Origin of the sequence: Arthrobacter oryzae (genome assembly GCF_031454875.1) — a bacterium.
GTDB lineage: Bacteria > Actinomycetota > Actinomycetes > Actinomycetales > Micrococcaceae > Arthrobacter > Arthrobacter oryzae_D.
Window position 1 is genome coordinate 20,091 of sequence record NZ_JAVDRQ010000011.1, and the last position, 23,101, is coordinate 43,191.

Consider the following 23,101-nt stretch of genomic DNA (forward strand, 5'->3'; position numbering starts at 1 on the left):
AACACCAACAACACAAGCGACACAGGCAACTCGGACAAGGGAGGTTCGCAATGACGGACGAGATCGCGGTGCTCGGTCCCGGGGCCCACGGTGAGCAGGTGTCGCGCCTCCATGCGGGCCTACTCGCCCTGGGACTATCCGTGCCCGACGAGGAGCTCGTGGCGAACATGATCGCCGCCGGGACCAGGCGCGCGCTGCTGGAGCTGCAGCGCTCCAGCGACCTTCCAGCGACAGGCGTCGCCGACGAGCGAGTCCAGGACCTTCTCGCCGAAGAGACCCGCGACCGGCGCTTCGTCGTCGGTAGGGTCGTCGGCCCCGACGGCCGCCCGCTGGAGGCGGTGACGTTGCGCGCCTTCGACCGGGATATCCGCGGCGAGCGGCCGCTGGGCAGCGCTAAGTCCGACGCGGACGGCTACTACCGGATCGACTACAGCGCGGCAAAGACATCAGATGCGGTCGGCAGCGCGGACGTGTTCGTGCGCGCCTACTCTGGGCGTACCCAGCTCACCGACCCTCCCCTGGAGGAGGTCGTCTTCAACGCACCCGCGCTGGTCTCGATCCCGGTCTTCGTCGCGACCGCGACTGCGCCGCCGGAGACAGAGATCGAGTTGGTTCGCCGCGTCGCCGGCCCCGCACTGTCGCAGCTGGCCTGGTCGGACCTGAAGGAGGACGACGAGCATCGCGACGTCACGTTCCTGGTCCGTGAGACCGGGCTCCCGCAGGACGCGATCGAGCACCTGGCGGTGGCCGAGCGTATCGCCCGAGAGTACGGCGGGCCTGTCGAATGCTGGTACGCCGTCTTGGCCACCGACCTGCTGGTCACCGCACGGCGGTGGGCGAGCTCGGCGCCCCTGCTGGCGATCGGCGTCGCGACGAGCAGTAGGGACATCCTGCTGTCTACCGCGCTCGTTCCCGCCAAGGAGCGCCGGGAGGCGGTCCTCGAGGCGGTCAAGGGATTCCTGGTACCGCGCGCCACCGTGAAGCAACTCGACGAGCTCGAGGCCGTGCTGAAGCGCTACTCCGACGAGGCCGAGTCCTATCAGCGCACCGAGCGGCTCGAGGTGGCGTTCCGGCAGATCCAGCACTTCGTCGGCTCCGAGGCGCGCGACGAGGTGCTGCGGCTCCTGCGCGAGGACCCGCTGGGCGACCTGGGCGGCGTCGTCGACCGGCTGCAGGCCGCGGGTACTCTGCTCGCGGAACATGCCGCTTCAGTGAAGACGACGCTGTCGCTGGCCGATCTGCTCGGCGACGACCAGCAGGCCATCTACCGGCTGAGCGAGACGCACGGCATCAAGCACCCCTCCGACCTTAGGCGGCTCGCCACACTCGGCGAGGAGGACTGGGCGGGTGTCATCGACGCCGACAGGGGAGCCGGCCGGGCGGCGGCCAAGCGAGCGACTCGTCAGGCCGCGACCTTGACGCGGTTGATGGAGAAGCGGTTCCCGACGGCCGCATTCGCGGGCCGGCTGCGACGCGACGAGGCCGCTTCGCTCCCCCGGGCCCACGACGTGGCGGCCGTGCTGGAGGAGGAGCCGGAGTTCGACCTCGCCACGGGCAACGTGGTCCGACTGCTCAAGGAGCGCGCCCAAAGGCGCCGCACCCGCAGCCGGCGCAAGTCTCCGCCGCGACCCAAGGAGCTCGCTGCGGAGGCGGAACTGCGCAGCTCGATGATGACGACCCAGCGGGTCTTCAAGATCGCGCCCCGCTACCGGCAGGCCGCGACGCTCATCTCCCGCGGCATCGCCTCGTCGGCCGACGTCGTCGGGCTCGGCCAGAGCCGGTTCGTCACGCTTGCCTTGGAGTCCGGCGAGTTCGACGACGCCGAGGCGACGCTCGCCTACCACAAGGCCGAAGGGCAGCACACGGCCGCGATGCTGCTGGCTGGCCAGATCCTCACCGCGAAAGGCGCGACCACGCTGGGCGCGCTCGCGTCGACCTCCGCCGCGCTGCAGGCCGTAGCGGAGGACTTCCCGAACATGCGGACCCTCTTCGGTACGGGCGACTTCGGCTCCTGCGAGGAGTGCCGTTCGGCGCACGGCGCGTCGGCGTACCTCGTCGACGTTCTGCAGTTTCTCAAGCGCCGGCTGGTCCTCGACACCACCACCTCGCCCGCCGTCACGCTGAAGCAGGCCAAGGACGTGCTCTTCGCCCGCCGGGCGGACCTGGGCGACCTCGACCTGAGCTGCCCCAACACCAACACCGCCCTGCCCTACATCGACCTGGTGTGCGAGCTGCTCGAGGAGGCCGTCGCTCCCAACCCCGGCGTCGCTTACAACGGCGCCGTCGCCGCCGGCATCGTCGACACCGCCCTCGTGGCCGTGCTCCAAGCGCAGGGCTGGGCGTTCACCGACGCTGCCGCGGTCTCCGGCCCCGACCTGTCGGGCGACTTCGTCGTGCGCGACGCCACCGCGGTCGCCAAGCTCACCCCCGACGGCGGCGGCTGGCGGGTGCGCCGGCTGCGTCAGACCTACGGGACGGCCGCCGAGGTGGCCGCCGCGCCGGAGTACGTCAACCAGGCCGCGTACGCCATGCTGGCCGGGGCGAGCTCGGCGTTCGGACTGCCGTTCGACCTCGGTCATGCGGAGACGACGGGTTACTTCGACCTGCTCGACCTGCGCCGGGCCGACCTCATGGCGCTGCTGGAGTCCGGCGGCGCCCCGTCGGCTGCCGAGGCCGCGGCGGACCGCTTCGGGCTCAGCAGTGCCGAGCACGCCCTGGTCGTCACACCTGATCCCGCCGGCCAGGACACGGTGTGGGACACTCCGGCGGCCGCCACCGCGCTGGACAATGTCGACGCGTTCGTCAAGCGCAGCGGGATCACCTACGCGTCGCTGCTAGAGCTGATCGACCTCGCGTGGGTCGACGGCGGGCAGAACCTATTCGTGCGCCATCTCGACTCCACCAACGACCTGAGCGCGAAGGAGATCGCCAACCTCGACGACGCGGCGCTGGACCGGATCCACCGCTTCGAGCGGCTGAGGCGCGCCACCGGGCTAACCGCGGCCACCCTCGACCGCGCGGTGCGCCACCCGCTGCTGGGTGCGGGCAGTCTCGACGACCTCCTGTTGGCGAGGCTGGCCGTGGCGCGCTCCGTGGAGGAGCGGCTCCGGCTTACCACCGACCGGCTGCTCGACGTCTTCGGCCCGCTGGACTCCGGCGGCCAGACCTACCGCCTTGTCTTCCTCGCCGAGACGTCTGTCGGCGTCGTGGCCGCAGAGTTCCTGCCCGAGGCGGTGCTGGCCAGTGAGACGGCCGAGGCGGCCGTGCCGGGCACCGGCGCGCGCCTGGCCGGTCACGCCGAGTACATCGCCCGGGCGCTGGGGGCGGGCGTCGCCGATGTAGCCGCGCTGTTCGCCGAACAGGGGGGTGACCCGCCGCTGACCACGGCCTCGCTGAGTCGTGTCCACGGACTGTGGCGGTTGGCCCAGGCGCTCCGGCTGCGTGGCGCGGAGCTCGTCGACCTGATGGCTCTGACGGGCCTGGACCCGGTCGCCGGTCTCGCTGACCTCGACTCATTCACGACCCGGGTCGGCGCGGTGGCGGGATCGGGGATCCGTCCGTCCCGGTTGCGCTACCTCCTCCACCACGCGGCCGACGACCTCGCCGCCCTGGAGCCAGCGCCGGACTCGGTGACTTCGTTCGTGACCGACCTGGATGCGACCCTGGCCGAGGCCCGCGTGGCCACGCGCTCGCCGTACGACGACCAGGCGGCCCCAATGGAGAACGCCACGGCCATCGCGGCTCACGTGGCGCTGCTGCCCGGCCTGCCGGTCGCCGACCAGTCGACGCTGGCGACGCTCGTGGCCGACGAGTGGACGGACGCCGTCCTCTCGGAGGATGCCTTCGTTGATGCGGTCCTGGCGTCCTACTTCGACACCAGCGATCTCAAGGCCGCCCTGGCCGCCCGCGCCGCCGCACCCGCCGGCAATGACGCGGCCCGCAACGACGTGATCGAGGAGCTCGGCGCCGGTGTCTCCGGACACCTGCTGGACCTGGCCCACGGCAGCGCGCTGGCGTTCGCGGTCGCGGCGCTGACCGGGGTCGCCGAGGAGACGGCGCGCGTGCTGGTCGACCACACCCGGCTCGGGCAGGGCGGGGCTGGCACACCTCTCATCCGCGACGTGCTGCTCGACGAGTCGGGCACAGCGGCCGCGACCGCAAGCAAGGAAAGCACCGCCCGTCTGCTGACCAAGATCACGGCTGCCTTCTCCGGCTATGAGCCGAGCGACGACGTGCTCGCCTGGGTGCTCGACCACGCACCCGCCCTCGGCTGGCTGGAGTGGGACGTCCTTCCCTACCAGGCCGGCCAGGCACCGGCCGGCCTCGACGCCTGGGGTCGGCTGCACGGCTTCTTCGGGCTGCTGGCGGCGTTCCCCGACGTGACCGGAGCGCCGGGGACTGCGCCGTACTCACTAACGGGCCTGTTCGAGCTGGTGCTCGACCCGGCGACGACGGCGAGCCGCTTCCTGGCCTTCGTGGCCGCGCTGACCGGGCTTGATCCGGCGATGTGCGTAGAGCTGGACGCCCACCTCGGGTTCTCCGCGGTTAGCCTGGATCCATACCGCGACCCGGTGACCCTGACCCGTCTCGTCACCGCCGCGTCCATGCTGCGACAGCTCGGCGTCGACGTCGGCCTGGCGATCAGGCTGGCCGCGCCGGCGGTGACGCCAGCCGACGCCACGGCCCTGCGCACGGCGGTCAAGGCACGCTACACCGACGCCGAGTGGCTGGGAGTGCTGGGCCAGGTCCAGGACGGCCTGCGCGAGCGCAAGCGCGACGCACTGGTCGCCTACCTGCTCGCCACGACTCCGTCGATCAATAGCACCAACGAGCTGTACGACTACTTCCTCATCGACGTCGAGACGGCCGCGTGCATGGACACGTCGCGGATCGTGCAGGCCCACGCCACGCTCCAGCTCTTCGCGATCCGCTGCCTGATGGGGCTGGAGCCCGAGAGCGTCGCCACCGTCAAGCACGACGACGGCTGGAAGCGGTGGGAGTGGATGGCCAACTTCCGGGTCTGGGAGGCTAACCGCAAGATCTTCCTCTGGCCGGAGAATTGGCTGGAGCCGGACCTGCGCGATGACAAGTCCGAGCTCTATGTCAAGGCCGAGCAGACACTGCAGCAGAACCCGCTCACCGAGGTGGCGATCGAGGATGTGATGGGCGAATACCTCGAATCGCTTGGCGACATCGCGCACCTTGACGTGCTGACCACCTACTACGAGGCCCGCACCAAGACACACCACGTCTTCGCCAAGACCAAGGGAGGCGATCCGGCGGTCTACCTCCACCGGGAGTTCCAGCAGGAGCGCTACTGGACGCCCTGGAAGCGCGTGCCCATCGACATCACCGGCGAGCATCTGCTCGCGTTCGACCGCAACAGCCGGCTCACCCTCGCCTGGCCGGTCTTCACCGAGGAGCCCAACACCAGCAAGGCTCCCCCGGCCATCCCCGACCCGGCCAGCCTGAGCGGCGGGAAGGCCAACGACAAGCCGGAGAAGAAGTGGAAGATCCAGCTCGCCGTCAGTGAGCGGGCCAACGGCCAGTGGCGGCCCAAGCGGGTCTCGCAGGGCTTCATAGACACCAGCTACACCCAAGACCTCCCCGCGCTGACGGAGTTCAACTTCTTCGTCTGGAGCCTCGGGACCGGCCAGGCGATCACGTGTATCGGCCCGGGCGGGACCGTCGGCTCGTTCACCCTGACCGGATGCAAGGGCTATCCCGAGCCGACCACAGCAGGTGGGTTCAGCGCCCTGACCTCCCCGCGGTTCGTCGACACCGAGCTTGCGGCGGGCCGCTTCGTCGAGCTCGCGCAGGACAAGACCGACGACCTGTCCATCCTGCAGCTGCTGGGGGCCGTCGAGTCGCGGATCCTCGACGCCACACCGGGGCAGTTCAAGATCACCTACCCGATGCAGATGTCGCTGGTGGACTGGGTGCTCTTCTTCGCCCAGGCATGGTTCGGGTTGCAGACCTCCGCCTACAAGTACGACTTCCGGCGGCGGCTCATCGTGCCGCTGGGCACGCTGATGCCGTACTTCTACGGCGACTACGACCGGGCCTACGTCGTCGTTCCCGGCTTCTACGAGCGGCCGCGGATCAAGGGCGACGAGCAGCTCGCCGGCGCGGGCGCCACGGAGCGGGTACGCAAGACGTTCTCCGACGTGCACCAGCTCCTGGACGACGTCATCGCGCTGCTGACGAAGTACCTCCACAAGTACGCCGCGGACCCGGCCCAGCCGCTGCAGGATCTCGTCGGCGAGCTGCTCGCCGACCCCGAGTACGTCCGGATCCGCGCCGAGATCGAGGTCTACCGCATGCTGCACTACGGGCTGGCCTTCCGCAACTTCTACCACCCACTGGTGTGCGCGTTCCGGACCCGGTTGAACGAGTCGGGGATCCCCGGCCTGCTTGACCGCGACCTGCAGCTCACCGACACCGGGTTCGACTTCGCCTCCCACTACAAGCCGACCGGCCAAGTCGTCACACCCTATCCGCGCGAGGACGTCGACTTCTCGCTGGAAGGGGCGTACTCCGGCTATAACTGGGAGCTCTTCTTCCACCTCCCGCTCGCCATCGCCACCCGGCTCACCCGCGACCAGCAGTTCGAGGAGGCACGCCGCTGGCTGCACTACATCTTCGACCCGGTTGGCGGCCAGGACGCTCCGTCCCCGAACAAGTACTGGGCCACCAAGCCGTTCTTCCTCACCTCGCCGCAGGAGTACCTCGACCAGCGGATCGACTCGATCCTGAACGCCATCGCCGCCGACCCGGCCGGGGCGACCATCACCGAGCTCGCCTTCGCGGTCTCCGAATGGCGCGACAAGCCGTTCCGCCCGCACGTGGTGGCGCGCTCACGGCCGGTCGCCTTCCAGATCGCTACGGTGCTGGCCTACGTGCGAAACTTGGTCGAGTGGGGCGACCACCTGTTCCGGCAGTTCACGCGCGAGTCCGTCACTCAGGCGACCCAGCTCTACGTGCTGGCCGACAAGTTGCTCGGCGAGAAGCCGCAGATCGTGCCGCCCGCCGTACCGGTGCCTCCCAAGACGTTCAACGAGCTCGAGCCGGACGTCGACCTGTTCGGGAACGCCCTGCTCGACCTGGAGGCGCTGATCCCCGAAGTGAGCGTGCTGCCCCAGGGCGGCGCCGAGCTGCCGCCTCCTCCCGCGTCACTGACCGCGCTCTATTTCTGCATCCCGCCCAACAGCCGGATGCTGGAGTACTGGGACCTGGTGGCCGACCGGCTCTTCAAGATCCGCCACTGCCGCAACATCGATGGCACCGAGATGCCGCTGGCGCTCTTCTCGCCTCCCCTCGATCCCGGCGCTCTGGCGCGTGCGGTCGTGGGCGGGCTGAGCATCTCCTCGTTCATGGCCGGGCTCGGGGCACCGCTGCCCCAGTACCGGTTCGACGTGCTGGTCCGGAAGGCGGCGGAGCTGACCGGCCAGGTCGGCTCGCTGGGTACCGAGCTGCTCAGCGTGCTGGAACGCCGCGATGCCGAGGCCTTGGCCCACCTTCGGGCCGACCACGAGATCAGCCTCCTGGCAGCGATGCGCGAGGTGAAGGTGGCGACCCGGGCCGAGGCGGAGGGGTCGCTGCGGGCGCTACGTCTCAGCAGGGACGTCGTGCAGGCGCGGCACGACTTCTACGCCGGTCAGGAGTACATGAACACCGAGGAGCACCTGGCCTCGTTACTCAACTACGTCTCGCTCACGGGTGAGGCAGCAGTCGCCCTTGGCTACGTGCTCTCCGGCGGGCTCAAGCTGATCCCCAACTTCCTGGCCGGATCGGCGGGCTTCGGCGGATCGGCGGAGGTCAGCGCGACGACGGGTGGCCAGTCGATCGGCAGCGGGGCGGAGATGGCGGCGGCGACCCTGTCCTCGATCGCCCGAGCCGCCGACAAGGGCGCGTCGATGGCGGCCACGCAGGCGGGCTATCAGCGGCGCATGGACGAGTGGACCTTCCATGCCGGTCAGGCGAAGCTGGAGCTGGCACACCTAGACAGCCAGATCGCCAACGTCGAGCTCCACCTGGTGACCTTGGATCAGGATCTGGCCGCCCACGACAAGCAGGCACGCAATGCCGCTGCGGATCTCGAGGCGATGCTGGGCAAATTTACCAACCAAGAGCTCTACGAGTGGCAGGCGGCCCAGATCAACAACGTGTATCACCAGGCGTACCGGCTCGCCTTCGACGTCGCGAAGCAGGCCGAGCGCTGCTACGGATACGAGCTCGCCAGCGACAAGACGTTCATCAGGTTCGGCTACTGGGACTCTCAGAAGAAGGGCCTGATGGCCCACCATGGCCTAGAGCACGACATCGCCCGGATGACGGCCGCCTATCTGTCCGACAACAAGCGCGAGTACGAGCTGACCAAGCACATCTCACTGGCCCAGCTCGACCCGGGCGCTCTGCTGCAGTTCAAGGCCACCGGGAAGGCCACCATCTCGATCCCCGAGACGGCGTTCGATCTGGATTACCCGGGCCACTACATGCGCCGGATCAAGACCGTCGCTGTTACCCTGGCATGCAGTGCCGGGCCCTACACCACGGTGTCTGCCACGCTGTCGCTGATCTCCAACAAGTACCGCAAAAGCACGGCCGAGCGGCAGGGCGCCGCCACCCCCAAGGACAAGTACGCCGAGGTGCTCGGCAGCGACGAGCGCTTCGCCTATAACGTCGGGGCGGTGGCCTCGATCGCCACCAGCTCGGCCGCCTCAGACAGCGGGCTCTTCGAGCTCAGTTTCCACGACGAGCGATACCTGCCGTTCGAGGGAGCGGGGGCGATCAGCACCTGGCAGGTCGAGCTCCCCGCCATCTTCGAGCAGGTCGACCGCAGCACCATCACCGACCTCGTGCTGCACGTGCGCTATACGGCCCAAGACGGCGGCTCGACCTTGCGCGCGATGACGGAGGACGCGCTGCTGGAAATTTCCAACGAAATGCTGCTCAGCGCCCAGCGCTCGGGGTGGTACGCCGGGATCAACGTCCGCGAGCAGTTCCCCGAGGCCTGGTGGCAGCTCACCGCCACCGGCTCTACCGAGCTGCGGATCGGAACCGAGTATCTGCCCTTCGGGGTGCGCTCCCACTCTCCTGCGGTCGCCCAGGTCACCTGGGTCGCGACCGTCGAGAGCAGCCCCGCGTCTTACCAGCTCACCATCGACGGAGGCACGCTGACGCTCAAGCGCGACCCCCAGATGCGGCGCATCTGTCTCGCCACGGGCGGCGCCTTCGACTTCGGCGACACCGTCACCGTTGCAGCCAACCCGGCTAAGCTGCAAGACCTCACCCTGCTCGTCCACTACACGCTGACCATATGAGGCACTATTGCCCTCTTTCCTCTAGCCTCACTGGACCGGGAGAAATGAAAGCCAACGTGCCGACCGGGTTGCAGTACACCCCAATCTGACGTCAGGTCGGCTGCCGAAGGTCTGTCAGAATGAGATCCGATTCGAATTTTCTGACAATGGCTCAAGGAACTCTCAAATCCCAACCTGACAGACGTGTCTCGTAATGCTCTGGAGGGGGCAACCTGCCAGAGCCTTCCTGGGATCGCTCGGGCACTTTTGGACACTATATCCATTCAGCTTTCGGTCGCTCGAAATCACAAGTTGTACCAATAGAATCCGATAATGACTCCCTGGCCGTCGCCGCTACCCACTCCTCCCCCGCCGCCGAGCCAATGCACCTCTTGACCTGGCTTACAGACCTAATCCGCTGGATAAAGGGCTGTTTGGGATTCTTGACGTCCGATGGCAATTCGAGCTGGATGCACACCCTCTTGGATGGTCTGGTCAGTGCGCTGATTGGAGCAGCGGCAGCGTTGTTGGTCCTATGGGTCACGGTTAAGACGCAGAACGCAGGCATCCAACGGCAGATTACCGCCCAAGCTGTAGGCCTCAGTGAGCAGATCAGAGTCCAAGGAGAAGGTCTAAATTGCCAGCTCGCGGAACAGCGTCGCGAAAATGCAAGGACCCGTGAACACGAAGCGGCAGCCCAAGTCATAGACGCACTAAATAGGCTGCTACGCGGCGACTCGAGGATTGACCACCGGGGCAACCCATCGGAGGCGATTACGAAGACCCTGTTGGAAGTGACCACAGGGTTCCAACGTCTGCGTCTGGACCTTGCCATGCCAGATGAAGCTGTAATAGAGGCATTCCGACAATGGACGTACCTACTGGAATCCGTGGCAAATCGGCACCGCGAGTTCGTGGTCAAGTCTGTGAAGCCCGAGACGGCCCACAACACCGTTCCGCTCGAGCTTCAGGATGCGTTGGGCGAGCTGAACGGCGTGGCCGAATTCATCGTGAAGTACCTGATCCAATATGTAAGAGCCGGCGAATCCGCGCGGCAATCAATGGCTGCGACGGTTATGGCTGCTTTTACTGCCTATCACTTGGATCGGAAAGAGTTTTACCTCACGTACATGCATCCGGCGACCGCTCGAGTGCCTCACCAAGATCTGACCAGATTGCCTTAGACCTGGAACTGAGCACGGCTTCTCCCACTGATCGGCGGCATCAATGCAAACATCGCGGAATACTTCTGGCTTGGACCTGCAACAGGGTGAGAGTGGCTGCGTCTCTTTGCCCGGCTGTGCTTCGTTGCCGGTGTCGCCGCAGCACTGACGCCGAAGCGACTCTGTCGCTCCAGACGCCATATTCACAATGATTCCTCCGGCCAAGACGCTTCCGAATAGTTCCCCTCGCGGCCGGGCCGTTGACAATCAGTTCCTAAGAGTCCAAGGACCATGGAGCCCTGGGTGCGGGGCACTTTCAAGCCCGGGACCCGGAACCGGCCCTGCAGGACCTGGCCGAGCGGCATGGGCTGTTGGATTCGTGAAGCGCACTGGCGGCTGGTGTTCATCGGTTGCTTGGGTACAAAAGATCAAGAGTCTCGCGTATCTCGACGTAAAACTCTTGATCGGGAAGTGAGTCATCGGAAGCAAGGATAGTAACGGCAACTTCATTTCCGGCTGGGAGGGCCCTGGCGGTGATGAATCCGCCGGCGGCTCTGTCCAGGACGCTGATAAGTTGCGTGGCTGCTTCCAGGAGTACGGCCGGAGGAAGGTCTGTCTCACGGTCATCGCAAATTTCCACGACTACTCCCCTGGCACGGGCAGCGCGGGCGGATCTCAAAACTGTTGCCGTAGCCAGAGCTCTCCCTCTGACCTGATCCCTCAGCTCGTCTTGCAATAACAAGCAACTCGTCCTATCCGGGTCTTCCATTGCGTCGGTTGCAATCTTGGTCAGCAGCGGTTTGGCTTTACGCTCCAGCTCCGTCACCCACTCGTTGTGTGAGATCCAGCTAGCGTGTTCTTTCGCCAGCCGCGCAGCAGATGCTCTCTCGTGGGCTTCATTGGCTCTGATCTGAACGTCGCAGCGAGTGAAGACTTTGCTTACTGCGTGGGAAATAGCGACCCACAAGATCGGTGTCAGGACCATGGCCAATCCGTCGACCAGCGTGAGGCCGTGCATCATGGATCCGCTGAGGTCGATGATTGCAAAAAGGCAGATTCCAACCCAGGCTGCCTCGAGTTGTTTTCGGATAGCGACGGTAACCATCAGCATCTGAATAGCGCCGCAGTGCCAAGCTGCATAGCCGGGGTGGACGGCGGTGGGTAGGGTGATCTGGACAAGGAGATCCATAAGTAAGACACCAGTCACTGCTAGGACTGCGTGTCGGCGTGGCATGCCCCTGTCCTTCGCCGGCCACGTCGTGAGGACCATTAGGGCCAGACAGATTCCCATAGCCGCGATGGTCGGCCAAATGGCAACGACCCGGTGGAGATTGGCTATGCCAAGTAGGATGTGTGCCGCCGGGAATGCGAGTCCCATGGCCAGGATGAGCGGGCGGCTTATCGCGTCATTCATGCTCGGAGGGGTTTTCCTTCCAAGTCAGTTGCACTCGTGTGCCCGTTCCGGGTTTTGACGTTACCGTCGCCGTACCATGGGCATCGCGCATTCTGTTCAAGATGGATACCCTAAGGCCTAGTCGTTGGGCGGGAACTTTATCAATGTCGAATCCGGGACCTTCATCGGTGATTTCAATGACAGCCTGAGCGGCGCCTGTGTGGGGGTCGCGACCGAGGGTGACCTCGACTTGGCTACCGCCGCCGTAGGCGTGGCGTGCGCTGTTTCTGACAGCTTCGGCCGTAGCTTGTATCAGTGCCCGGCTGGGCAGGAGAGGAAGCGCCAGCGGCATCCCATTGGTGGTATCCGTACAAGTGATCCTGGTGCTGTAGCCCGCCGTGGCCCCTTTGAGGCGACCGACCAACTCGGCTGTGCTTATTGCAGATTGCTCATCCCCCACGCGAAGAGAATCCAGCTGTTTAAGGGAATCCCTGGCCGCCTGTGCCGCGGCGTACATCATTTCCGTTGAGCGTGCCCTGGCCGCAATTGTCAGAGTGGCCATCACGGTGTCATGTGTGAGTCCGTCCAAGCGAGTCCGCTCGATGCGCAGTGCTTCCGCCTGTGCAGCTCCAGCAGTTTTCAGTATGGCGGCCGCGGCGGCGCGATCCGCAGCATCAGCAGCGCTGCGAAGAGCGGAGATGGGACTAATAATTACCACCGCCATCGCGGCTGTCAGCAAGGCATCCTGTCCTGACTCGTACCAGGCACGGGCGTTGCCTGCAGTTGTAAGCGGAACCAGGCAGACAAGAGTTGAGAACACGGCTCCGTAAATAGCCGAAATCCAAGCCTCGGAGGCGATGCAAGCCAGAGCAATGCCGATCCCGGCAATCCCCCAGGACCAGGGGCGGGACGCCACTTGGCCGCCGTGGCCGATCAGTCCTACGTGCCACAAGAGAAAACTTATAAGTATAAGGGCTGCCGAGATCCCCGCGGCCGCCCGCATCTGCCGCCCTGGATGACGCACTAGTGCCGTCCAAATAATAGTGGCCGGAATGCCCACCATAAAAGCAGCGTCCCACCCGGGGCTACCAGCGGGTATTTGGGTAACAAGGTCCGGGAGGGCAAGGGCATATAAGACAAGAGAAAATATGGACACGGAGCGAGTTAGAAGGCGTTCAATGTTGGTTCGGGATATGGCGTGCGGCTCAGTGACGCTTTTTCTTCTCACCGTTATCCTCTCCGAGGCAAGGGATGAATCTTCGGGGCCATTTTTCACGGCGGATGGGGCAGGCATTACCTGGTGACGACTTGTCGATATCTAGGCAATTTCAGTCCGGATCAACAAAACCGTCCTCCACTGCCCGTCGCCGCAGTTCCGTCTTGTTTCTCGCCTCTCGGCCCACTGCTTCGTATTTCTCACGGACACGTCTGATGTAAGTCTTTACGCTGCTGTCCTTGACGTTCATTTTGACTGCGACTTGTGCTCTGGTTTTACCGGTTGCGTACCATCGAAGCGCCTCGCGTTCCTGGTCACTCAGGTCAGCGACTGCAAAAAACGCGGCATCTCCGTCAATAGCGGCTGCCATCTGCTGGTTATCGATTATTTCCCCGTCGGCAACTTTGCGAAGGAAATCGAGAGTCCGTTCATATTCCTCCGACTTCCGTGAAACACCCGAGGCGCCGGCCGCCAGCGCTTCCCGGAGATCGGCGGCCTTGTCGGCCTGGCTGTACACCAAAACCTTGTACCCGGCGTCAAGGATTCTTCGAACGTTCTCTCCCGGTCGGGTTCCGTCCGCAAGGGACATGTCGAGGGCGACAACGTCGAACATCTTTTCCCCGCCGGCCAAGAGATCTTCCACCGTGTCACTTGCACGGACCACCACGACTGGGACAAGCGCAGTCTTGGCATCGAGGTAGGCGGCCGCCGCGAACCCCACCCGCAGCATTTCATGGTCATCAACAACGCCAACTCTAATTACCCTTCGCATTAAGAATCCCTTTCATACGCGATACGACCCAACGTCGTTCCGCCAAGTATCCCAACGTGCAGGCACGGACTCGCGAATTCAGGAGCCAAACCGCTGTTTGTCCCCCATGTGGGTGACAAATGCTTTTCAATTACACGAAACCGACGCCGGACGCGCAGAGCACGACTTTATTCTGATTGCACCTGCTCCAGGGAAGGGTCGCCATGGCGAAGTCCACCCGGTTCGATGTTTGAAGCCCAGTCCGTTTCTTGAACACCCAGACAAAAAGGAGTCCCAAAATGAGCAAAAGCCCACCACAGCTCAAGGCGTTTATCGCCGTCCTCGCCGTTCTAGCAACATTGCTCCTCGGAAGCGTGAGCCCAGCAAGCGCATCCGAACCGACGCGCATAAGCGCCATCGCCACTCCTCAGACCGCGCCGGCCGTCGTACCTACGACCATCAACGGAACGAAGGTCTGCGGCGGCCTCGTTAGCGCTGGCTACAAAGTCATCTATGTGGCCGCAGCCGCTATCGGGTTCTGCCCCACCTGGGGATTCTTCCAAACAGCATGGGGCCGTCAAGTCGGCAACTGGGTCACAAACGTCGGATGCAAAATGCCCTGGTTCGTCTGGGCTGCGACAGGCGGACGGTGGACCCAGTGCTAAACGAGGGCGCGACTACAGTGAAGGGCTGCATGCCCTGAGCGCGGCACAGCACCGGCGCAGGCCCTAATCCCGCATTGTGTACGCCTAAGTAAGCGGGGTGGCCGTGTACCGATCCCCTGCAGCTCCCCGGACTCCCCATCCGTCAATGCGAAACAGCTGGCTACAACCCGCTACCTCGCGCATCACTCCCACCTAAACCGCTCCCGGACCTAGGAGAAACAATGAAAATCAAAAGTAAACTGGCAGCCCTTGGCACCGCTGCAGTTCTGACCGGTACTTGCCTCATCGGCCTTGCAGCTCCGGCCCAAGCGGCCACAAGCGGGGTGGACGTCTACGGTTACTGCAAATCCCAATTCAACTTCAAACCTGCAGTCGGAACAACCGTGAACCCGAGCAACGCGTACAGCTGGAGGTGCACCTACTTCGGCATCCCCTTGTCCTACGGAATCGACATGAATGCCGCGTGCCGTTTCACCACGGGTCGGTACTGGGCATACGCAGGGCTGCGAGACTCCCGTAACGCCTACACCTGGTACTGCGTCTACTAAAGAAGCTAGACCGGAGAAACGCGCAGCCCCCTGCCACTCCGGCCCATACGCATGTGAGGTTCAACAACTGCTGAAGGATCTTATTGGAAGAGACCACCCACCCAACGGGTGGGTGGTCTCTTCTCCTTAACCCATATGGGGGAAGACGCCATAGGACGTAGCAACAGATGACAAGCCGGTAAACCAATAGGGGTAATCATGACAAAAGTCTTAGAAGAGGACGCGGTTCGTGGCCGGACAAATTCACCGGTCAAAACCTCGGCTGCCATAGTCGGTCTTGCCGCAGTGCTTTTTGCAACTGCCAGCGGCTTCCTTCCTAACAGTCGACAGGGCACCGGAATTCGCTGTCTCAGCTGCACTCGTGATCATCACTGCCGCCTGGATTTTGTGGCGCAGACTGGATGGGCTGACATGGCTGGCAATGATTCCGACCGCTCTTGTCGCAGTCGTTACCTTCGCTGCTGCCCTCGACATGCCGTGGTACGGGTTCTTCTATTCAGGCTCCAGCGGCGGTGGCATAGACCCTGAAACGGGGTTATTCACGTCGGGCGGCCCCTCTGTCCCCGATCTCATCATGGACTCGGTCGGGAGGTTGGTACTCGTGACCGTCATGGCCGCGGCCTGCATCGTAGCCGCTGAGGGAATCCATTCACTGAGTGGAAGATGGGCGCGGTCGCGCCCTGCGCCACTTCCCCAACGAGAAGCGGCCCATGGAACGGGTGAGGTGCTCAAACAGGTGAGGACAACCGAGGATGGCAAGCCGCTGTATGTGACCGTTGAGAATCCTGACATCAAACAAGGGCCGCGACGTACCAGTGGGACTAACACGCTTGCGATCCTTGCGTTGGTCTTTGGCCTGATCTGCGGCCTTGCCGCGATCCCGTTAGGGCACATTGCACTCGTCCACATCCGGCGTACAGGCGAGTCGGGCCGCGGGATGGCCATTGCCGGCCTGGTGCTGGGATACGCCTGGGCTGGGCTCATCGCGCTCTACATCATCATCGTTGCCACGGCCGCATCGAGGCTTTAATGCCGCATTAGGTCCCGTACGAATGCCTTGGCGGTCCGCGGCCCGCCCCCGCTACCTCGCGACTGTGTCCCGGTCAGAGACTCGGGCCCCGCCTGCGCTGGTCGGGTGCGGCGCTGGGGCCTCGGCGTTCTGCCCGTCGCTTGGCTTCCTCCGCGGCCTTTTCTTCCTGTGCCGCCAGGATCTCGTCCCCGGCGTTTGGTGCAGCGGTGCGGGCTGCTTCGCGTTCCTGACGCGCTCTTGCCAGACGCTCTTTCAAGGACTCCTGGGCTTGCTCGGCCGTAGTTTCCTCGGCTTGCCTGCGTGCGGCGATGTCCTTGAACGCCTCCCTGACAGCCTGCGGAGTCTGCTCGGGGGCGGGCGCACCCTGACGGGCTTCGCGGTTCTCCCGGACCCGGCGGACCATGGCAGCGACACGTTCGGTGCGTTCCTGCTCCGGTGTCAGGGTCACGTCCTGTGAGCGTTCCTCCCGCAGCCGGTCCACGACCTGCTCTGCCGGGGTAGGTTCGGTGGCCACCGTTGCCCCGACGTCGGCGGCGTCGGCCATGAGTGCCGCGTCGGCGGCCGACAGGGGCTCCTTGGCGGTCTGTGCAGAGTACTTGTGCATGGCCGTGACACGGGCGGCCAGCTCGACACTGGTTCCCTTTCCGGTGTACTCGGCGGGCAGTACCGCCGTCTCCGTCTCCGGGATCCGGTAGGTGTCGCGGAAGGTTTTGACCTCCACGGCAAGGTCCCGCCATTGCTGCTGCTTGACGGTGTCGGACGGCACAGGCCCGAGAGCTTCGGCCCATGCCGGCGGCGCGGCGGCCAGCTGGGAGCCGAGACGGTTGACCTCCTGGGCCATGACCTCGCGGCGTCCTTCGAGCTCCGTGCGCCACAGGGCCGGGGTGTCCGGGTGGGTGATGACATCAGCCGGTGCCATCCATGCCGGCAGACCATCCGGGGCCGGGGCCTGTGCCGCGGGCTCGGGCAGGCGCCGGCGAAGCATCTGTTCCGCTTCGATCCGGCGGAGGATCTGATCAGCAGCACGTACCCGGGGTGCGTTCTCGTCGCGGCTGTAGTTGGTGACCGCTCCGCGTTCGTAGGCTTCATCAGCACGGACCGGCTCAGGCATCAGCTCACGCAACGCTTTCTCCTTCTCCAGGGACCCGGCAAGCCAGCGGGCCTTGGCGGCCGCCGGAGCATCGTTGATCGTGGCATCAGTGCGCAGCTGCACTTTGACGCGGGCAATCCGTACCTCCAGGTCATCGTCCGTGACGTGGCCGTGGAGCCGGGACTGCCAGGGCGTCTCCTTGGTTTCCTTCCGCCACTCTCGGGCGAGGTCCTTAGCACTTGGCGCGGCGGTGGCGGGGTTCTGTCCGGCGTTGGCCCGGGCGCGCATCAGTTCACTGACGGCCCGGCGCTGGAGGCGTGTTAGTGCTTCGTCGCTGACCGCTTCCAGTGGCCGGCGCACGGGTGCCTCGGCGCGGGTGCGCCAGTAGTCCAGCTTGTCCTCTACCCGCCAGGCCAGCACTGCTCCGACGTCCTGGGATTCCTCGAACGGGTCCCGTGCGGCGTCGGTCAGGAGGTTGGCGACGTTGAACCCTTCGTTCTCGGCTTTCCGCAGGTGTGCGGCGATTGCACCCCATGCGTCGGAGGCGATGAACGGCTGCGCTGGCCCTTCGCCCAGGATGTTTCGGGCGGTGTTGGCCATGCGCAGTTCGTTGGCCTGGTCGTCAATGTCTTTGTAGACGTTGACCATGTCCGGGAGCGCACGGGCTGCTGCCCGGGCGGCGTCGATCTGTTCGTGGGCGGTGAGGTTCCCGTCGTGGTTCCCGGCGACGGTGCGCAGCACGTCGGCGAGGGTTTCGCCGTCCTGGACGACCCCGTAGAGGTGGTTGGACTCCCGCCCGCGGGACGCGGCGACGTAGGCCAGGGAGCGGGAGAGACCCGAGCCGATCAGGGCGTGTGTGGTGTCGCAGGTCAGTCCCTGGGTGCGGTGGATGGTGGCGGCATATCCCAGCATCGTGTGCTCCCGCACGTACTGCGCGGGCAGGGTGATCGTTCCGGCGTGACCGTCATGTTTGGCAGTCATGGACCCGTCGGCGTGGACTTCGATGACGGTCCACACGTCGTTGTTTTTCACGAAGTCTTTGCCGCGGTTCACGCTCAGGCGGCGGTTGTTTTGCCTGGTGACAATGACGTCCCCGGCCCGTGCGGTGAGTCCGTCACGCAACGCTGCGGCCGGGCCGTCGGCCAGGGCGCCGGTGCCGAGCCGATAGGCCTGGGCGCGGGCGTTGAGTTCGGTGACGGTGGCGTTATCGAACGCCATCATCACCGAGTGCTTACCGGCCGCGGTGTCCTTCTCCCATGCGGTGTAGACGTGGGAGGTCATCGTTTCGGCGTCCCCGCCGACCACGCGGCGGTTGGCCCGGTAGAACTCCCACGGGTCATCTTCGCCAACGGCCGGTGGTTCGCGCAGCGCCAGCGTTGCGGCGGCTTCGGCGTCGTTGGGGGTCCCGTCTTCGTTCCGGAAACGGTGCAGGTCCTCCAGGTGCACGGCCCCGACGGTGTTCTTCAGGTACCTCAGGGCGCCACCGGAACCGACAGCGGAAAGCTGGTTGTCATCGCCCAGTGCGCGGACGACAGCGCCGTGCTGTTCAGCGATCGTGACGGCGGCCGCGAACAGCTGTGTGCCGACCATGCCGGCCTCATCAAGGAAGATCACGTCCCCTGGCAGGGGGGTGACGCGGTTCGGATTCTGCATCTGGTGGCCGAGGACAAAGGAGTCAATGGTGGTGGCGTTGGCCCCGAGTTCCTTGCCCATGACTGCCGCTGCGGCGGCGGTGGGGGCCAGGCCTATGACGTTCCCGCCGGCGTGCCGGACCGTGTCAGCGGCGAGCTTCAACGCGGTGGTCTTACCGGCACCGGCGGGGCCGACGCCGACCACCAGGAGTTTGTCGCTGCACGCGAACTCCCGGGCCATGCGCAGCTGGCCGGCATCGAAGGTCTTGTCCTGTGCCCCTGCTGCGAAGTCAAAGGACTCCTGTGTCGCGGCGGGGATGACGCTGCGCTGGGCGGCGGTCAGTAACCGGTCTTCGCTGTGGAGGACACCGGAAGAGGTGTAGAGGGTGGAGTGGACTTTGCCGTACCGGCTGGCACCGTTCTTCAGGCGCAGCGCCTCAATCTCAGAGGCCGGGTTGGCGGCGGTGATGCGCAGGGAGAACTCGTCAATGGCGCGGGCCTTGACCTGTTCAATCAGGTCTTTGGGGATGGGCAGCTCACCGAACTTCGATCCCAGCCTGCGGCGGGTTTCGGCGTCGATGTGGTGTTCCCCCCAGACGCCGCGGCTGCGCTCGAGTGTGTGGATGACACCGGCAGCCTCGACGGCCGGGTCCACTTCATCGGCGTGGGTGACGAGCGGATTGCCGTCCCGTTCGGCGGCGTCACGGGCGTCGTGGCGGTGGGCCTGTGCCTTCTCGATCGCTGCGGGACCGACGACCATGCCGGGGACCTGGGAGAACTCTTCGGTCCATTCAGTCACCAGATCGGAGAGCCTGCGGGCGGCTTTCTTCTCGGGCCGGGTATCCAGGGTGGCACGCTGGGCGAGGGCGATCATCTGCTTCGTGTCGGGGCCGTAACCGTGGTCCTCGGTGAACTGCTGCACCAGGTTGTCCAGTACGGGCTTGATGTCCCCGGAACGCGAGGAACCGGCTTCGATGGCGGCGACGTCCACCCCGGCGATCTCGATCACGGGCCGGTCCCCGGACACTTTCCGTTCGGTGACACCGACGCCCAGGCGGGTGCAGACTTTCTCCATGACGGTCCGGTTGTAGTGCTCGGACGCGGCGACGTTGAACTGGTAGAGCAGGCGTCCGTCGAGGCTGGACCACTTGCCGTCAGCGCCCATGACCTTGTTGGAGACAACGACGTGGTCGTGCAGCTGCGGGTCCCCGGTGCGTGAGTCGTAGTGCCGGAATGTGGTGTAGACGAGTCCGCCTTTGACGTCCTCCTGGCGGACACCGTTGCGGCCGCGACGGGTGAACGTGGCTTCCTTTTCGAGGAATTCCATCGTCTCTTCGATGGCTTCGTGGTGCGCTGCCTCGATCTGCTGGCGCGCCTCATCGCCCCCCACAGCCCACAGCAGCGAGACGGACTTGGCCGGTGCGAACACCAGGTCATAGCCTGCGACGGTCTGGGAGGCCGGTTTGGTCTGGGCGGTGATGAACCTGCCCAGCTCTTCCTTGTCGGCGGGGTTCCGGCCGTTGAGTTCGCGGAAGTACTGGGCGCCTTCCTTGGTGCGGATGACGCGCCGCGTGTCCGCGTCGGGCTCCTTGTGGTTCATCCGCCGGTAGTCACCGGTGGCGGTGTTGATGCGCTTCTGAAGCTCATCATCCTTCTGTGTTGGCTTGCGGTAACGCTGTCCCAGGGCGACCTTCGCGGACGGGTCAGCTGCAAGTTTCGCGGCAGCGTCCGGGTGCAGACCTTCACCGAACAGGGCGGCCATCTGGGCCTCGGTGACCTCGCCGGTCACGCCCAGGAGTGCAGCTCCGCCGCCGCCCCATTGACCCGGGGGGTTCCCGTCCACGGTGTAGTAATCCCCGAGGGAACGGTCCTTCGTGCGCAGCTCGTCACCGCTGGCGACTTCACGTGTGTAGTACGTGTATCCGTCGCCGGCACTGAGCTTGTGCACGGTCATCATCGCCCCAGCCTACCCGCCAAGGGACCTCACTCGTCGATGATGCATGAGGTGTGACAGATATTGCGATTTTCGGATTTGTGGCGTCGGTGACGGGAGGGACGAGCGAGCTCGATGAAACGAAGCGAAAGAGTGCGGGATCAGGCCATCAAGTCTTTGATGCGGTTCTGCACATGAGAATGGGCGGTGGGTAACACGCTTTTCCGTTATCCACCGTGCGTTCGATTGTGTGGAACCGCCACGGAATGGCTTATCCACAGGTGGGCAGCGGAGAGACACGTGTCCCTCTCGGAGCTGTCCAGGTGTGGGGAAACACTCCACGGCCAGCCCGAGCATCGCGAGGTCCGATCCTGTAGGTTTGTCCGGGAGTGAACACACCGCTGGACACGGTTCGCGCGAGAGTGAGGAACGACCAGCGGCCACACCGGATGTGGGCCTGACCCGGCGCTAGCCGTTAGGTCCGGCCTACGGAAAAACCCAAGGGGAGGGACCCAAAGAGATGGCAGCACCACGGAAGTCCGCGCAGCAGTTGGCCGCTCGTGAGAAGGCACGGGCCAAGGCCCAGGAGCTCACCGCGCGCCACGAGAAACTGATCGACCTCGCGGCCGAGTTCTTCGAGCAGCAGGAGCAGGCCGAGCAGGTGCGTGCGGAGGCGCGAGCCAAGGCCGATGCGATCCTGGCGAAGGCAGACGAGGACGCCGAAGCGGCCACGCGCGGCGCCGCCGGCACGGTGGCAGCCATGGTGGCAGCCGGCGAAGCGAAGTCCGCAGTCGCTGCCCGTCTGGGACTCTCCGGCACGGAAGTAAAGAAGATGCTCGACCTCCACAGCGCCGGGCGCAGCGAGGCAACGCCCGCAAGTGCCGGCGATGACCAGGGCGAAGATCAGCCCGATGCCGCGCACGCCGCCTAAGCACCACCCGGCACTCACAAGAATGGTCCCCGGCAACATTGCCGGGGACCATTCCCGTCTGCGGGGAAGCTGTCTAAAATAGAGTGGGTGCCTCCGGGTCGGCCCCGGTGATCAGGGCGCGGATGCGTTCCTCACGACCCCAGCCGTGAGCGCGGACCTCATCCCGCAAGAGACGGGAGCGGTCAGCGAAGAGAGCGCGGGAGAGCCCGCGCCAGCGGAACAAGGAACCGTTGGCATCCCGTCCTTTGGCGAGGCGGTCAGCCATGTTCTCCCGGTTCGTTCCTGGATCCAGGTGCGTGTCGGCACCCGTGGTGGCGCGGACGCAAATGGGCACGTCACATCGGTGGATCAAGGCGCCGAAGGATTCCATAGGAACGCCGTGAATCAGGTGGAACGCGAACCGGTGAGGACGGACAGCCTGCGTGCGTCCGCCGGCGTTCAGAGTGAACCGCGGGTGATGTTCGGAATGATCCCTACATCAACCCGTCAATGGCGTCGTCGATTCGCATGGCCACAGAACGTATGTGCTTCAGCGCTTCGCGCGCTTCAGCGGGGGAACTCGCTCGTGGCGTTCACTTGACGCGCGAGCTGGTTGATGTTGTTCGAAGAACGGGCCAACAGGTTGCGCAGGGATATCAGTTCCGCAGCGATGGCGCGGCGTTCCGTAGGTGAATCAGAATGCTCCGACAGTGCCGACGAAATCAGCTGGGTCACTGTGGAGGAGGAAGCCGCGCTCGTCGCCAGGGCTGAGCGCCAGAGGGTCACGGTCCCGAACCTGCTTCGCGAGCAATTGGCCGAAGCGGAACGCGAGGACAAGCGCGCCTACGTGCGCGCCACCAAGGACGGGTGGGCCCCGAAGAGTTGAAGAAGCTTGGCCTCGAGTCGGGCGCTGCCACTCGCAGGCGGAAGTCTGCGACCCGCGGTACCCACGACGGAGCACCGTCTTCCCCGCTTGGAGAGTAGACGTTGCCCCTCGCCCGCCTGGGCACGGCAAAAGCTAAGTCCTTACGGTCTTTCCCGCCCACACGTGGACGACGGGACCCGGCGGAACACCTGCGCACAGCCACCACGTCACCACCTAGCCCACGCCGCCCTGGGTGAGCGGTGGCCGTGCACAGCCTCTGAAAGGTGCGGGCCCCGGTACGGACAGCTTTCCCATTGACTGTAGGTGTTTCGCTTGGCAGCTCAGGGAGCGGCTGGCTCTTCACCGCTGACACCTGACCCCGGGCGGCAGGTGCCCGGCGAAGTGAAGGTCGGCACCCTGTTGGGTGCCGACCTTCATCTGTTTCAGCTAACGGGTTCAGTCCTCCTGTGGGGTGTCACCGTCTGGGAGCTGTCCGCTGGCGATCCCTTCCGGGGTCGTCGCGGAGGCCGTGTCCAGTACGCGACCCAGTCGTGCCGTTAACGCCGGCTTGGCTTCCGCCGATGGTTCAGTTCCAAGTTCCTAC

At 65.1% G+C, this 23,101-nt stretch carries 13 protein-coding genes; 7 read left to right on the forward strand and 6 right to left on the reverse strand.

Going from position 1 to position 23,101, the window contains the following annotated elements:
* Nucleotides 1-50: 50 nt before the first annotated feature.
* Complete coding sequence (locus J2805_RS18570) at nucleotides 51-9,323, forward strand: Tc toxin subunit A-related protein (RefSeq protein ID WP_309978867.1); 9,273 nt, start codon at nucleotides 51-53, stop codon at nucleotides 9,321-9,323.
* 449 nt (nucleotides 9,324-9,772) lie between these two features.
* Entirely contained in the window at nucleotides 9,773-10,486 is a 714-nt protein-coding gene (locus J2805_RS18575; protein WP_309978869.1) for a hypothetical protein, read from the forward strand.
* A 382-nt stretch (nucleotides 10,487-10,868) separates the two neighbouring features.
* Here the strand turns inward: J2805_RS18575 and J2805_RS18580 are convergent, their stop codons facing one another.
* The 3 genes from J2805_RS18580 to J2805_RS18590 form a co-directional block, all read right to left on the reverse strand.
* On the reverse strand, nucleotides 10,869-11,879 hold the full coding sequence (locus tag J2805_RS18580; protein WP_309978870.1) for a hypothetical protein: 1,011 nt from the start codon (nucleotides 11,877-11,879) through the stop codon (nucleotides 10,869-10,871).
* The gene (locus J2805_RS18585; protein ID WP_309978871.1) at nucleotides 11,872-12,921 is read right to left on the reverse strand and encodes a sensor histidine kinase; all 1,050 of its coding nucleotides are present in this window, start codon (nucleotides 12,919-12,921) and stop codon (nucleotides 11,872-11,874) included. Before J2805_RS18585 ends, J2805_RS18580 begins: the two co-directional genes overlap by 8 nt.
* Nucleotides 12,922-13,186: 265 nt before the next feature.
* On the reverse strand, nucleotides 13,187-13,846 hold the full coding sequence (locus tag J2805_RS18590; protein WP_309978873.1) for a LuxR C-terminal-related transcriptional regulator: 660 nt from the start codon (nucleotides 13,844-13,846) through the stop codon (nucleotides 13,187-13,189).
* A 278-nt stretch (nucleotides 13,847-14,124) separates the two neighbouring features.
* On the opposite strand from J2805_RS18590, the gene J2805_RS18595 reads away from it, so the two are divergent.
* From J2805_RS18595 to J2805_RS18605, 3 genes are all read left to right on the forward strand, one after another.
* Nucleotides 14,125-14,490 carry a hypothetical protein gene (locus J2805_RS18595; RefSeq protein WP_309978874.1) on the forward strand — a complete coding sequence of 122 codons (366 nt, stop codon included), beginning with the start codon at nucleotides 14,125-14,127 and terminating at the stop codon, nucleotides 14,488-14,490.
* A 221-nt stretch (nucleotides 14,491-14,711) separates the two neighbouring features.
* A complete protein-coding gene (locus J2805_RS18600; protein WP_309978876.1) occupies nucleotides 14,712-15,038 on the forward strand; it encodes a hypothetical protein in 327 nt (108 codons plus the stop codon).
* A gap of 361 nt (nucleotides 15,039-15,399) precedes the next feature.
* Nucleotides 15,400-16,068, forward strand: a complete 669-nt coding sequence (locus tag J2805_RS18605; protein ID WP_309978878.1) for a DUF4190 domain-containing protein — start codon at nucleotides 15,400-15,402, stop codon at nucleotides 16,066-16,068.
* A 73-nt stretch (nucleotides 16,069-16,141) separates the two neighbouring features.
* Here the strand turns inward: J2805_RS18605 and mobF are convergent, their stop codons facing one another.
* Nucleotides 16,142-20,746 (reverse strand): MobF family relaxase, encoded by a 4,605-nt coding sequence (gene mobF / locus J2805_RS18610; protein ID WP_309978879.1) that lies wholly within the window; start codon nucleotides 20,744-20,746, stop codon nucleotides 16,142-16,144.
* Nucleotides 20,747-21,242: 496 nt separating this feature from the next.
* On the opposite strand from mobF, the gene J2805_RS18615 reads away from it, so the two are divergent.
* Complete coding sequence (locus J2805_RS18615; protein WP_309978881.1) at nucleotides 21,243-21,653, forward strand: hypothetical protein; 411 nt, start codon at nucleotides 21,243-21,245, stop codon at nucleotides 21,651-21,653.
* Between the two features lie 73 nt (nucleotides 21,654-21,726).
* Here J2805_RS18615 and J2805_RS18620 read toward each other — a convergent pair whose 3' ends face one another.
* Both J2805_RS18620 and mobC read right to left on the reverse strand, forming a co-directional pair.
* Nucleotides 21,727-21,987: a hypothetical protein gene (locus J2805_RS18620; RefSeq protein ID WP_309978883.1), complete on the reverse strand. Its 261-nt coding sequence runs from the start codon at nucleotides 21,985-21,987 to the stop codon at nucleotides 21,727-21,729.
* A 212-nt stretch (nucleotides 21,988-22,199) separates the two neighbouring features.
* Nucleotides 22,200-22,271: a plasmid mobilization relaxosome protein MobC gene (gene mobC / locus J2805_RS23965; protein ID WP_396134429.1), complete on the reverse strand. Its 72-nt coding sequence runs from the start codon at nucleotides 22,269-22,271 to the stop codon at nucleotides 22,200-22,202.
* Between mobC and J2805_RS18630 the strand changes: the two genes are divergently transcribed.
* Nucleotides 22,249-22,518: a hypothetical protein gene (locus J2805_RS18630; RefSeq protein WP_396134432.1), complete on the forward strand. Its 270-nt coding sequence runs from the start codon at nucleotides 22,249-22,251 to the stop codon at nucleotides 22,516-22,518. The two genes, mobC and J2805_RS18630, sit on opposite strands and share 23 nt — an antisense overlap.
* Nucleotides 22,519-23,101 lie beyond the last annotated feature (583 nt).

Bases quoted from the DNA above. Each gene is read 5' to 3' on its own strand.
- J2805_RS18630 (WP_396134432.1), top strand. From the start codon at position 22,249: ATGTTGTTCGAAGAACGGGCCAACAGGTTGCGCAGGGATATCAGTTCC.
- J2805_RS18600 (WP_309978876.1), top strand. From the start codon at position 14,712: ATGAAAATCAAAAGTAAACTGGCAGCCCTTGGCACCGCTGCAGTTCTG.
- J2805_RS18590 (WP_309978873.1), bottom strand. From the start codon at position 13,846: ATGCGAAGGGTAATTAGAGTTGGCGTTGTTGATGACCATGAAATGCTG.
- J2805_RS18585 (WP_309978871.1), bottom strand. From the start codon at position 12,921: ATGGTGGGCATTCCGGCCACTATTATTTGGACGGCACTAGTGCGTCAT.
- J2805_RS18615 (WP_309978881.1), top strand. From the start codon at position 21,243: ATGGCAGCACCACGGAAGTCCGCGCAGCAGTTGGCCGCTCGTGAGAAG.
- J2805_RS18580 (WP_309978870.1), bottom strand. From the start codon at position 11,879: ATGAATGACGCGATAAGCCGCCCGCTCATCCTGGCCATGGGACTCGCA.
- mobF (WP_309978879.1), bottom strand. From the start codon at position 20,746: ATGATGACCGTGCACAAGCTCAGTGCCGGCGACGGATACACGTACTAC.
- J2805_RS18595 (WP_309978874.1), top strand. From the start codon at position 14,125: ATGAGCAAAAGCCCACCACAGCTCAAGGCGTTTATCGCCGTCCTCGCC.
- J2805_RS18570 (WP_309978867.1), top strand. From the start codon at position 51: ATGACGGACGAGATCGCGGTGCTCGGTCCCGGGGCCCACGGTGAGCAG.
- J2805_RS18575 (WP_309978869.1), top strand. From the start codon at position 9,773: ATGCACACCCTCTTGGATGGTCTGGTCAGTGCGCTGATTGGAGCAGCG.